General features: G+C 53.3%; 11 protein-coding genes. 3 read left to right on the forward strand and 8 right to left on the reverse strand.

Annotated elements, in window-relative coordinates; genetic code table 11:
* The 6 genes from Q0294_RS14345 to Q0294_RS14370 form a co-directional block, all read right to left on the reverse strand.
* Positions 1 to 470 (reverse strand): hypothetical protein (locus Q0294_RS14345; protein WP_299466706.1); only part of this gene is annotated, 470 nt, incomplete at its 3' end.
* Between the two features lie 721 nt (positions 471 to 1,191).
* On the reverse strand, positions 1,192 to 1,935 hold the full coding sequence (locus tag Q0294_RS14350) for an SDR family oxidoreductase (RefSeq protein WP_299466709.1): 744 nt from the start codon (positions 1,933 to 1,935) through the stop codon (positions 1,192 to 1,194).
* Positions 1,936 to 2,101: 166 nt separating this feature from the next.
* The gene (locus Q0294_RS14355; RefSeq protein ID WP_299466712.1) at positions 2,102 to 2,473 is read right to left on the reverse strand and encodes a hypothetical protein; all 372 of its coding nucleotides are present in this window, start codon (positions 2,471 to 2,473) and stop codon (positions 2,102 to 2,104) included.
* A 116-nt stretch (positions 2,474 to 2,589) separates the two neighbouring features.
* The gene (locus Q0294_RS14360; protein ID WP_299466715.1) at positions 2,590 to 2,979 is read right to left on the reverse strand and encodes a hypothetical protein; all 390 of its coding nucleotides are present in this window, start codon (positions 2,977 to 2,979) and stop codon (positions 2,590 to 2,592) included.
* A gap of 223 nt (positions 2,980 to 3,202) precedes the next feature.
* Positions 3,203 to 3,586, reverse strand: a complete 384-nt coding sequence (locus Q0294_RS14365; RefSeq protein WP_299466718.1) for a phosphopantetheine-binding protein — start codon at positions 3,584 to 3,586, stop codon at positions 3,203 to 3,205.
* Positions 3,587 to 3,731: 145 nt separating this feature from the next.
* Positions 3,732 to 4,736 carry a 6-bladed beta-propeller gene (locus tag Q0294_RS14370; protein WP_299466721.1) on the reverse strand — a complete coding sequence of 335 codons (1,005 nt, stop codon included), beginning with the start codon at positions 4,734 to 4,736 and terminating at the stop codon, positions 3,732 to 3,734.
* Positions 4,737 to 5,285: 549 nt separating this feature from the next.
* Here Q0294_RS14370 and Q0294_RS14375 point away from each other — a divergent pair.
* Together Q0294_RS14375 and Q0294_RS14380 are read left to right on the forward strand one after the other, a co-directional pair.
* Complete coding sequence (locus Q0294_RS14375) at positions 5,286 to 6,443, forward strand: PDZ domain-containing protein (protein WP_299466724.1); 1,158 nt, start codon at positions 5,286 to 5,288, stop codon at positions 6,441 to 6,443.
* A gap of 360 nt (positions 6,444 to 6,803) precedes the next feature.
* Positions 6,804 to 9,089, forward strand: coding sequence for a peroxidase family protein (locus Q0294_RS14380; RefSeq protein WP_299466727.1), 2,286 nt, complete (start codon positions 6,804 to 6,806; stop codon positions 9,087 to 9,089).
* Positions 9,090 to 9,184: 95 nt separating this feature from the next.
* Here the strand turns inward: Q0294_RS14380 and Q0294_RS14385 are convergent, their stop codons facing one another.
* A complete protein-coding gene (locus Q0294_RS14385; RefSeq protein WP_299466730.1) occupies positions 9,185 to 10,864 on the reverse strand; it encodes a hypothetical protein in 1,680 nt (559 codons plus the stop codon).
* Positions 10,865 to 10,996: 132 nt separating this feature from the next.
* Between Q0294_RS14385 and Q0294_RS14390 the strand changes: the two genes are divergently transcribed.
* Positions 10,997 to 11,800 carry a GNAT family N-acetyltransferase gene (locus Q0294_RS14390; RefSeq protein WP_299466733.1) on the forward strand — a complete coding sequence of 268 codons (804 nt, stop codon included), beginning with the start codon at positions 10,997 to 10,999 and terminating at the stop codon, positions 11,798 to 11,800.
* 385 nt (positions 11,801 to 12,185) lie between these two features.
* On the opposite strand, the gene Q0294_RS14395 is transcribed toward Q0294_RS14390, so the two are convergent.
* On the reverse strand, positions 12,186 to 12,830 hold the full coding sequence (locus Q0294_RS14395) for a pentapeptide repeat-containing protein (protein WP_299466736.1): 645 nt from the start codon (positions 12,828 to 12,830) through the stop codon (positions 12,186 to 12,188).
* Positions 12,831 to 13,003: the final 173 nt, after the last annotated feature.

Genomic DNA, 13,003 nt, shown 5'->3' on the forward strand with positions numbered 1-13,003 from the left:
CCACGAAATCCGTATTCGTTGAGGATGGGAATGGCTTTACTCAAATGAGTCGCATGGGAATCGTCAAACCGAAAACTCAAAGCAGCACGCCGACCGTCGTACCAGTTACAAATCGTTGCACTCAAACCTGTCAGCGGGTCTGTTGCGATTCGTTCTTTTTCCGATCGGATGATTAGCCTGTTACTATCTGTTTTGACAGTCCGCACGAGAAAGCTGCTTTGCTCCGGTGTCACACTGATCAATAACTTATGCCACTCGATACCATTCCGCCGAACAGCCACAGCACGCCCTTTGGAATCGAATACCGCGACATCATTAACAGGCCAGGCGTGCGGTCCTGTAATCGGGAGTTCAATTTGAAGTTTCAATTCCCTTCGCTCAGTCTGAGGATCAACGGTAATCTGCACCGCGTGCAGATCAGTCGCCTTGACAGAGAGCCCCGCCCCCCCCGAAGCATCAACAATTTTCATTTTCACCCCGCCAACCTCGACTGCCGAGGCGCGACCAGCCGGCAGCGCTACACATACCAGCCAACAGACACACCAACTAAAAAACCGGTATTTCAAATCATCACCTTCGCTTTCACCATTTCATCGACCGAAAAAAGAGTTTACCCTCTGTCCGAGAAGCCATTTTGGGGAGAGTTTATGCCCGTACTCAATAAACCCTGTTTTAAGATTGATGTATCGTAAAAATGGTTTCGAATCGAAAGATGCGTTTCAAAAATTCGTTATTCACTTCGCAATAGACAGCTTGACACGCTCCCGAACCGCACCAGAATAGGTGTTCTACGCGTCGCGCGCGTCACAATTTTCTGTCGACTCGCATGCCCTGCTCGTTTCTGGACTTAGCTCAATTGTCCTCTGCAAGCTCAATCCCGCATCGAACCGAATCCGCAAGCAGTAAAGACTCCTGAAACGTTACAGATACAGAGTATAATCGATGTCAACCGCCCGCCCCAGTTCACTCTGTGCACCGCGCTTAAAACACGCGTTCGGCACACATGGGCACGCACAATTCCCGCCCCACCGCCAACAATCCATCGTCTGGCACGCGACTGGTCACGGTCTGGCGCAGGGCACATCTCGAAGTCAGCAAATCATCACCGGGCCGTCGGCTGATCACTTCGCAATTGAGTCAATTCAATACGAAGTGATCAGATAGAAATCACGAACGGCTGCTTTAGTCTGTTCAGACTTCGGCCATGTCAGCTTCAATGACATTTTCAGCAAAGCTCTGATAAGCCGCACCGATCTGTTTCGCCATCGAGTCCGGAAATACGTGAAAGTCCCCCGCCAGCAGGGCCGCCACAATCGCCTCTGAGACCACATCCGTTGATTCTGCGACTTCAGTAAACCCGGCAGCGTCCCCCATGTCGGTAGCGATGGGCCCCGGATGAACGCTGACAACCGCAGTTCCCTGATCCTTCAACTGCTCCCGCAGTGCCTGAGTCACAGAGTAAGAGGCTGCCTTGGAAGCACAATACGTCGTGAACTGTGGGAAAGTCTTCATCGAAACGACCGAGTTCAATTGAACCAGCGCACCGCCGCCGTTGGCTTTGAGCACCGGTGCAAACGCCTGAGCCACCCGGATCAGACCATACACATTCGCATCCATTTCGAACTGCAGGGCTTCAATCGCGTCTGCGGACAACGCGGTGGCGGGACGCAATACCCCCGCATTATTGACGACCAGCGACACATCGCCTGCCGCACTGGCTGCCGCCTGGATCGTGTCCGGTCGAGTCAGATCAAATTCGAGGGGCACAATTTTTTCCCCGTACGCCTCAGTCAAACCCGCCGCCGACGCCGGATTACGCACCGCCGCGTAAACTTTTGCCGCGCCATGTTTTAAGAGCGTCTCCATAATCGCCTTACCAATCCCCCGATTGGCACCAGTCACCAGAACGACCTTGTTACGAACGTCATAACTCATCTCAGACTCCCTGTTTCTGTTGATGTAATCATCCTGCCCCCTCTGAAGCAGGATCGTTTCCGAACGCATTTCTATTCTAGAAGCCGGCTCAAAATTAACAACCAGGCAGTTTGGAACCGCCAGCACCCTCTCACGAATACCGATTTAAATACTGCATGCAATTGTGTCAGACAACGTTCCAGCCGTCCAAGTCTCCGGGAAGTCTCAGATCCCGCTTGAGATAGTAGGCTGCAGCCTCTTCCGGGTTGGCAAACACCTGCTGAGACTGACCACTAATGATTGGATGGCCAAACGCGCTGTAGCATAACGAGTGACACACGAAGGACTCTCCAGTGTTTTGAATGACTAAGCCTTCGCGTCCCTCGGACAAGTCGCACGGAAACCACTCCTGATTCTGAATGAGCTGAACCATATGAGTCAGAACAGCCGAATACGCGAGGGGAGGATGTGGCCAGACCCCGCGTTCACGGCGTTCTTCCATATTTAAATGCCCGCCTGTTAGCAGGTAGGTGAGCGTTTCCGAGTCGATCTTGATCACCTCACTAAAATTCATCAACACAGCTAGTTTGATAAAAAAACATTTCTCAGAACTATCCACCCACTATACCGGATTTACGTTCATTCTGCGTCAGACACAAAACCATTTTCCCTTGCTCACAAATCCCAGCGGGAATACCACACGCGATTATGTTCCGGATCCACAATCAAAATATCTCCGTGCTCCCACTGTGGCGCACGATCACGGGCAACGTACCAGATCTGTTTTGAACCAAGTACGTGCTCTAACTCGATCTCATTAATCTTCTTATCAGGACCTCCACCGGCTGGGTCTGCACTCATTCCTGAAGCACCAAAACCACAATGCCAGCCGATCTCATCAAGCACTGGCCCGTGTTTCCATTCCCGCTGTTCCCACGGTGGAGCTTCCGCCAGCCAATGTTCCAGCGTCGCCTGATCGACATCAAACACCAGATGGAATTCACCGTCCCCCAGAAAGTCGAGGTGAATATCGCCGGAGAAATCACAACCGCCGACGCCGGCCACTCAAGGCCCGTGTAAAAAGTGAAGTCAGCACCGGGATCCATCACAGCACGACGTTGCGGCTCACTGGAGAACCCGGTCAACATAAACCACGAAATGAACAGCAATGGTATCAGGACTGCTGCGCCAGCACTGGCATAGAGCAATATTCCGAAAGCCAAACTGATCCGTTTGCCGATTGAGGTTTTGTGATCACTCATGATAGCGCGGTATCCCCTGCAGCCGCTTATTCACTCTCATCCGTGTCCCGTCGCTTGATTTTGATATAACGCATGACGTCCCCGATTGTCTGAATTTGATCGTAGGCTCCGTCGGGAATCTCGATATCGAACGTTTCTTCCAGCTCCATCACCAGTTCCACAAGATCCAGCGAGTCCAGATCCCATTCCGTAAATCGAGTGTCGGCAGTCAACTCAGCGGGCGCCGTGCCGTGTACTTCCCAATGCCATTTCGTAGCCGTTTCAACGAATTGCGCAGAGGTCCACAACAGACAGCCGCAGTTCGGACATGGCGCATCGCCGGCCGGGTCTGAGAACTCAATGTTCGTACTCGCCCCGCACAGGGGACACTGACTCGGAAATCCTTCAGGCGTGCGGGAGGAAACAGTCATCGTCGATTCGGAACCCCCTTTTATGAGCCGTTCATTGCCTCAAAATACAATCGATAAACAGAAAATGTCCGGATAACAATCGTTACCCGGACATTGTACTGCAGTATCTTTAATCCCGCCAACTTTTTCGGCGATCATTTAAACCTTACTTCACGCGCACCAGCTTCATCAGACGGCCGGAAACGTTCCAGTCCTGCACATACAGGTTGCCTTCTTTGTCCCAGTAGGAACCGTGGGTGCCGCTGAAGATGCCTTCGCGCCATTTATCCTGAGGCACATTGAAGTTCACGCGGGTGGCGGGGTCTTCGTTGTTGCCGAGCACTGCGACGATTGTATTACTCTTGTCGAGAATCACCAGTCGCCCGTGCAGGTCCGGCACGGAAACGTAGTCGCCTTGAATCGAAGCCGACGTGGGCATGCCCAGGCCGGTAATCACTTCTTCGATGAAGTTGCCATCGAGATCATAATGCAGCAGACGTCCTTTGGGCTGGTGATTGCGGTCGCAGATCAACAGACGCGGCGGGTCGTAACGCGTATCCAGCGTCATCCCGTGGGCGGTGTTGAATTCCTGCATCCCGTTCCCCTTCTTCCCGAAGTGCGAGAGATACTTGCCCGTTTTGTCGAACTTGAAAATATAATTGCTCGCGTAACCGTCCGACAGAATGATATCCCCGTTCGGAGCGACCGTAATCGCGGTGGGAGCGAACTTCTGCAGATCGAGCCCCGATTCTTTCGGGAACGGCAGCTTCAGGATCATCTCCCCGGTCAACGCGTTGAATTTGATTCCTTCCGCGTTCGCATTGCGTGCCCCGTAGATGAATTCGCCGTCTGCTTCTTCTCGAATCTCCATGTCATGGATGTTGGAATATTCATCACCCAGAAAACGACGTACCACTTTCCCGTCGGGAGAAAATACAACCACGCCGATTTTTGCACTCGTGTAGATGTTGCCTTCCTTGTCGACAACAACGCCGCCGTGGGTCGGCCCGAGAACAGAGCGGCCTTCTTCATCAAAGCCCCAGCCCGGCACCGTATCAAAGGTCATAATCCCGCTGCCCATTCGCACGGGCGCCACCTTCTCCCCTGCAAACGCCGGCACCGCCAGACAAAAGACAACAGCCGCCGCAATCGAACACAAGCACTTCTTCATAATCCGGGTTCCTGTTTATGAATCATCGAGATTGAAAAGTCAGTCTTTCAGCACTGCCCCAAAACAAAGTAAGGCGAATCACTCCAGTATCCGGCACCCCGCCCCACTTTTCAACCGGTGAGGGCAAAAAGCCGGCCAGGTCGTGTTTCTTAATTCGAAAATTCCTGACAAAGGTGGAGAAACCGGGGCTAACATCCTTCGGCTGATAAGTCATTCCAACTGGCAAAGCACCTGAAAACAAGATCAGCCGCACGGCGTGAGCCGCGGTGAAAACCGACCTGAGTCAGGCTGCGGTCCTGAGAATCACCCTCAAAACCATTAGATCAACACGATCCAACCCCTTCCCTCACGCCCGTTTCCGCTGTTTCTCCCCTTGAAAACCGCTGATTTCAGGGACTTTCCATTTTTTCTCAAATTCCCTGTAACAGTTTTCTGCGGTTCTCGCTGAGTAGGTAGGCAGGCATGTGACCTGCAACACAAGTGGGAACGGCCAGATCAAACCGCATGTCGTTCACCTCATTCTGGTACGAGAGATAAGGAAATAGAACAATGAAACGTCTCACACTCAGCCTGGTAATCATGGCCATGGTGTTCGGCACCGTTTCTCTGGACGTTCACGCCGGGGAAAAAGGCCACTCATCGGGTCGCTCAGGACGATCAAGTATGTCTCGCTCAAACTTTTCCGGTTCACAGGGGAGTTTTCAGAGTCGCTCCATGAGCAAGCAATCTCCCCAGCAAACCACCACAAGAAAATTTTCGTCGCCCGGTAAACTGAATAGTTCAACCATCAGACCACGGTTTTCGAACTCAACTCCCAAACCGCGGCCTATCTTGAAACCCATTGATTCGGGTATCGGCAATGGCAAACCGGGCGGCGGTGGATTCACACGTCCGATCAAAGATACCGTAGGCGGAATCAAACCGCGTCCCGGTAATGGAACGACACGACCAATTCCCAAACCACGGCCCGTTCTGAAACCCCTCGATCCGGGCATCGGAAACGGCAAACCCGGCAACGGCGTAATTCGTCCTCTGCCCGTTCCCGGCACAGGATCTCCTAAGCCACGGCCGAATCCTAAACCCCCTGTCGGTAACGGACCTCCAAAACCACGCCCCATTCCGATTCCCGGCAAACCAATGCCAGGCAAACCAACGCCGGGCAACCCGCATCAAGGCGGCGGACACGGACACGGACATGGTCACGGCAACGGTCACGGCAACGGTCACGGCAACGGTCACGGCAACGGTCACGGCAATCACCATGGGCATCACCACAACAGACCCTGGTATGTTGGTCGTCCAAACTACTCCTGGTGGTGGTTCAACTACTGCACGCCGCTGCGAAACTATGGTCCCGCGAACTACCAGTATTGCAACTATGTCTATCCAACCTGTGACTATGTCGCTCCCAACGGTCAGATCGTCGAAGACGTCCGCTGGTATCTGGGAATGAAAGGCCTGATATTACCGGGTAAAGGCATCGGCGTGGAATCTGTCGAAGCTAACTCTCCCGCAGATCTGACCGGACTCAAACCTGGTATGGTCATCACCAAATGTAACGGCGTGGTCATCACCGACGATGCCACCTTCGGACAGGTCATCGCCACATCCGGCGGCGTCCTGGAAATGGAACTGCTCGAAACCATCGACGGCCCCCAGCTCGAAGCAACCGTGCAGATGACTCAACTACCAACCGCGAACTTTTAGGAGGCAGGCAACGCATGATGCAAACTGGCAACCCCGAGAGAACGTCCGATGAGGTGCAAACCTTGTCGGGCGTTTTTTTGTTGAGAGGGACAACTTAAGATTCGTCCACTCGTTCAACGATTATTTTATTTTTTCTGGAGATATTTCTGTCGAATTCGGTGGATCACTGCGTTCTGTTTTCGTTTTTAGTCATCGAGACTCTCTAAGGACTACCCGCTGTCTTGGGTAGTCCGGTTGATCAACTCTTTTTGTAGGGCGGGCCTTCGTCATTACAAAATATCAACCACGCGTCTGGTGACTTCCGTCGATCAGCTCGAAAGAACTGCGCGCAAGCCACTTCACGCTTCAGGAGAACCCATCATGCAGATCCCCAAACCAGATCGTCGTAAGGCTACCTCTCACACATCTCATTATTCCGCCCTTGAACACCTTGAAGATCGCCAGTTGCTGTCGGCGATGAATTCCCTCGCGACAGACATGGTAGACGATACCGATTTGTACTCGGTCTCGAATACCACTCCCGAATACGCGTCGATCGACGGAACCGGCAACAATATCGACAACCCGGAACTCGGCAGTACCGACACACAATTACTGAGGCTGGCCGAAGCAGACTACAGCGACGGACAGTCAACGCCCGCCGGTGAAGACCGCCCGAGTGCCCGTGAAATCAGCAATGTCATCGCCGCCGCAGAAACCTCCCAGACCAACGACCGTTACCTGACCGATATCTTCTGGGTCTGGGGTCAGTTCATCGATCACGATATCACTCTAACCCAATCCGCGCTTGATGAATTCGGCAATCCGCTGGAATCATTTCCCATCGAAGTTCCCACCGGTGACATTTACTTCGATCCCGACGGTTCCGGAGATGATCTGATCGATCTGAATCGATCCGTCTTCGAGGAGGACGAAAACGGCGTTCGCCAGCAGATCAATCAGATTACCGCGTTCATCGATGGTTCGGTGATCTACGGCTCGGATGCGGAACGGGCCGCCAGTTTGAGAACCTTCCAGGGGGGACTGCTGGCAACCAGCGACGGGGATCTGCTCCCCTATGGAGATGACGGATTTTTCCTGGCAGGCGATATTCGCGCCAACGAAAACGCGGCATTGACTTCGATGCAGACCATCTGGATGCGCGAGCATAATCGAATTGCCACCGAACTGGCCCAGAACAACCCGGATCTGACCGATGAAGAACTGTATCAACAGGCACGGCAGATCGTGGCTGCGGAAATCCAGGCTATTACCTTCAATGAATTTCTCCCGGCATTGTTCGGCTCGAATGCCATCAGCAAATACCAGGGTTACGATCCCAGCGTCGATCCGAGTATCGCCAATGAATTTTCTACCGCCGCCTATCGCTTCGGTCATACGATGCTGTCATCCGAACTGCTGCGGCTCGACGAAAACGGGAACACCGCCGACGAAGGTAACCTCGCGCTCTTGAACGCCTTCTTCAACCCGAGTGAAGTGGAAAACAATGGCATTGATTCTCTGTTACGCGGGTTGACCGTCAATCTGGCACAGGAAATTGATAACCAGGTCGTCGACGATGTGCGCAACTTCCTGTTTGGTCCTCCGGGGGCCGACGGTTTCGATCTGGCCTCGCTGAATATCCAGCGTGGACGCGATCATGGATTGTCGGACTACAACTCAACACGGGTTGCCCTGGGACTGCCTGCCGTAGAAAACTTCTCCGACATCACTTCCGATCCCGATGTCGCAGCCCGGCTGGAACAATTATACGGCACCGTTGACAACATCGATCTCTGGGTGGGGGGCCTCGCCGAAGATCATCTGCCGGGATCAAGCATGGGCGTGACTTTTTCCATGATCATCATCGATCAGTTCCAGCGACTCCGCGACGGCGATCGCTTCTGGTACGAAAACGTGTTCTCCGGTAAAGCACTGCATGAAATCAACAACACAACACTCGCTGATGTCATCGAACGTAACTCGGATGTCTCCGGGCTGCAGGAAAACGTCTTCTTTGCCCCGACGGTGATGCAAGTTGACCTGGCGGAAACCGGTACCACGGACGTCATCATTCGTGCAAAAAAAGGAATTCTGGAAGTCATCGACCACAGAACAAGACAGGTACTCGGCAGTCAGTCCCTGGACAGCGTGGAACGTTTGATGCTGACGAATACCAGACCCGGTTCGCTGCACATCACCTTCAAAGGCATCAAACCGGCAGATCTGCCCGGTGGTCTGATCGTTGAAGCAGGCAAAGGACGCGATGACACATTGATCATCAACGGCACAAACCAGAACGATACGATTGTCGTGAATGAAAATGTGGTTGTAGTCAACAACCTGCCAATCGAATTCACCGGCGTCGAACGGATTGTGATTCAGAACACAGACGCGAATGACACTGTTTCAGTCGCTGACGATGTCGACATCGATGTCAACGTGCTGGACATGGTTCGACGCGACCCCATGCATAAAGGTCCTCCCGGCAGAGAGCAGCCACCGCACCAGAACAATCAACGCCCCGCACAGGGACCGAACCGGGGACCAGCAGCTGCAGTCCACAACGCCGGTCAACACGAAGATTTCGGCATGCTGGACCAGGTCTTTGCCTCTTCCGACCTGGAGAAAGTCTTAGATATGCGAACCGGAAAACGCCGTCCGTAACGGCCGTTGATTCACTTCAGGAAAGCGGGCACCCCCGCGCAAGCGTCCGATGAGGTTTCTTCCTTGTCGGACGTTTTTTGATACAACAATCAAGTTCATTTCGACCGGACATACATCGCACTGAAACGAATGTCAGTTTTCTTCTGTCCTTCAAACGTCACGCGCAATCGAATGCGGTCCGGCAGGTTTTCGATCTCCTGCCTGCCGTTCCACAGCACGGGGGTCTGAAATCCGCTCGTTTTCACAATAGCCGCGTTTTCTCCCGAGTAGTCCGGCAGGGGAACCGCGTTAGCACTCAGCAGTTCGACTTTGAGAGAAGCCTCAGCCCCCAGACCATCCGCGTTCACAAAAAAACGCTGCGGGTCCTTCCCCTTTAATGGCACGGCGGCGGTGAGAAATTCACTTTGGGTCTCGGGCATCTGGTAGTTGCCTTTGCCGGTTGTGGTTTTGTCGACGCTCAAAACGGCAAAGCGGTCGCGCGGCAGCCTCGCAATGCCGACCCCGCCTCGTGGCGGTGAACCCTGCCAGTGGCGCGGGTCCCAGGCACCGTAATAAATGAGAGTCTGCTCGCCGATATTCTCAAAGCCCTGCCCCTGCAATAAGCCTCCCTGGTCCCACTCGCCGTCGGCGCCCCGTTTCAGAAACGTCCACTCATGCGCGGGCTGACGAAACCGCACGCCGTCATTGCTGACCACAAAACCCAGGTCGACGGTCACATCCTTCCATTCTTTGCCCCCATGCCAGATCCCGGAAATGCCCAGCAGTACATTCCCCCGGTTCCACACGCTCACCCCTTCGTGATTCTGTTCTCCCTCGCGGCTGCGCCCCGGTCCCAGCAGAGTATGTTGTTGCGGCCGGACGAAACCCACCGTGCTCGCCTGCGACCAGGTTTTGAAGTCGGGCGAAATGAACTGCCGCACCACCCGACCATGATAAGGCCGCGACGCCACAATCGCGTTCTGACCGTTCACATAATACAGGCCATCCCATTTATAAAGCCCGCCGACCGGCTCGAAATGCAGCGGAGGCAGCAGCATCTCTTCTACCTGCAGCTCGGCCTCAACAGGTTTCGCAGCGTGCAGCGATTTCCACCGCAGGCCGTCGGCACTCGCGTAGGTCGCCAGCGTTCCCAGCCGGACTTTGTTTTTAGGGAACCAGACATGTGCCCCCATCTTATACCGCCGACTCGGATCAGGATCATCTGGTTCATACAGCACCTTGACGTTTAGAATTCCCATGTGCGGCTCAATCTGCACCAGGTTGTTCTTTCGATTCCCCGCGTACTCCACCAGCCCCAGGTCCGGTTTGGTCCAGTGCACACCATCTTCGCTCTCGGCATAAGCCACCCGCCACGGAGACGAGCGCGGCACACTTTTATCCAGCCGATCCTCACCCGCCGCCACATACCACATCCGATACACATCGCCCACGCGAATGACCGAGCCATAAAACTGCACCGCCCACGAATCCGGATCCCCGGCTCCCCCGCGCTGCACAACCGGATTCGCCGCATGCCGCTCCGGCGAACGCATCTCCAGCTTGAGATTCTGCATGAATGGAATCGAGACATCATCAAACGCAAATAGCGTCGTCGCGCGCGTCTCATCAAAATAACCTGGGTCCTCCTCGGCCCACACCTTACCCGGCAAACCGCAGCACATCACTCCCGCCAACAGCCACAGACTCAAGCGCACCATCACCCTGCCCCCCCCGGAAGAATCAACGTTGAAAAAGATGCGTTTCAGTGTAGAAGATAAAGCGCGGGAATCAATCATTTTTTGTGAATGACCTCGCCCAGACTCCCACTCAATCGTCCGACGGGTCTGAACCTTGCCCGGTGTTTTCCTGTCCTATACTATTGTTCGTAACGTCTCTCCCGACAAATCGTGTTTCAGGAACAGCAAGCCATGATTCGTGAACTCACTCCCCAGGACCAGCCGGCGATTCTCGATTTCGCCTATCAGCGAGAGAAAGAGAATCTGTTTGTCATCGGTAGTTTCGAATTTCGCCCCAATCCCTTTGAGATCAATGACTATCTGGGCTATTTCATCAATAATGAACTGGTGGGGCTGGGCACTTACTTTGGACTCTGGAGTGATATCCAGATCAACGCCCCGAGCCCCGACATCATCAACGCCCTCGTCGATGAATTGATACAGCGCAACAAACCCGTTGAACTTGTCGTGGCCTTCAAACGGTATGCTTTACAGACGATCGAACGTTTACGAACACATGGTATCGAACCCGAATTCATCAATGAAGAAACCGTGTATCTCCTGAGACGTGAGACGTTTCAAAACCTGTCAACGGGAGCAGCAACCACAGCGACACCAGCCGACGTCGATGAAATCATTCGACTGGAGAAACGAGTGGAAGGTTTAGCGACAGAGATGGCAGTCTCACAAAAAGAACGGGATCGCATACTGCCGGAGTATGAATGGGTATTGAGAAAAGAGGGGCGGATCGTCGCCAAGGCCAACACTCACGGCTTCTCAAAGCACTACGCGCAAATTGGCGGCGTCATGACGCATCCCGCGCATCGGGGAAAAGGCCTCGCGAAACAAACCGTCAGTGCAGTCTGCCAGCATTGGCTGGACCAGGGAAAAGACATCATCCTCATGGTAAAAAACAACAACATCCCCGCCATCCAAGTCTACCAATGCCTCGGCTTCCAACCCATCGACGAATTCATCCTCGCTGAGTATGTCTGATGTTGGTTTCAGGGATGAACCGCATATTCTTGAAGAAGTAGCCCGCCACGACACAGCACAAGATTCGCCCGAAACCGCTCCGGCGACCGCATCTCCAGCTTGAGATTCTGCGTGAACGGAATCGAGACATCATCAAAGGCAAACAGCGTCGTCGCGCGCGTCTCATCAAAATAACCTGGGTCATCCTCGGCTCACAGATCAAACGCACCATCACCCTGCCCGCCCGGAAGAATTAAAGTTGAAAGAGATGCGTTTCAGTGTAGAGGATTGAACCAGGGAAGCAATGAAATTTGTACGGAGATAAGCCCGGAATCAAAGCCGCTATGAAACTGTCATTTCATCCGATAGGTGTATCTGACTGAATGCGCCAGTAAAGCACAATTCATTAACCGTCGGGGAACTCCCCTGTTTTCAGCATACGAAAATGATAACAGGCTTCGTTGAACTGTGCCCCTTCCAGCCGCGCGTCCCGAAAAGAGATATCACCCAATACGCTACCGTGAAACTTGGCTCCCCGCAAATCAGCTTGAGAAAAATCAGATCCCTTTAACTCAGCATCCCAGAAATCAGCGCCCCGTAGAGACGCTCCGTGAAAGGAAAGTTTCACATAAGAATTTCGGAGCACGAGACCATCCAGCTTGCATCCTGACAAAGCCTTGTGATCATCTGTTTCAATTCGACTGCCATTGAAAACGCGTTCTCCTGTCTGGTAACGTTCCAGCAACTCTTCCGCCGAGCGGGCCGGTCGAATATGACGCTGGGCAATCTCATACGCGGCAAGCAGTCGCGAGGCGATCACCTGATCACGTTCCGGATCACACGGACTAACCCCCATCGCGGTCTCCTGCAGTCGCAGTAGATGCGCTGACAACTTCCGTTCATCTGCACCTCTCCGTAAGAGCCCAATGAATCCAACGATGTAGTTGAAATACGCTCTGCCTGCTGCTTCATCTGCATTGACACCCAGAGGATCCCACTCGCGAAACAGAATATTATGCACCAGAAGTAACAGATGAGAGTCAACGTTCATAATTCTTCTCGCTGAAATGGCTGGTTTCAACTGCCTTCAAACAAGATCGTTCATAATGCTGTTCATAAAATTGCATTCGGCTTGTTTCCTACGAAGAAATTCCTGGTATCCTATGCTCGAAGTTATTTGAATCAGGATTGATAGTGTATCATAAACCGAAAAATCACTATCTC

This window comes from uncultured Gimesia sp., from assembly GCF_937919775.1.
Taxonomy (GTDB): Bacteria; Planctomycetota; Planctomycetia; order Planctomycetales; family Planctomycetaceae; genus Gimesia.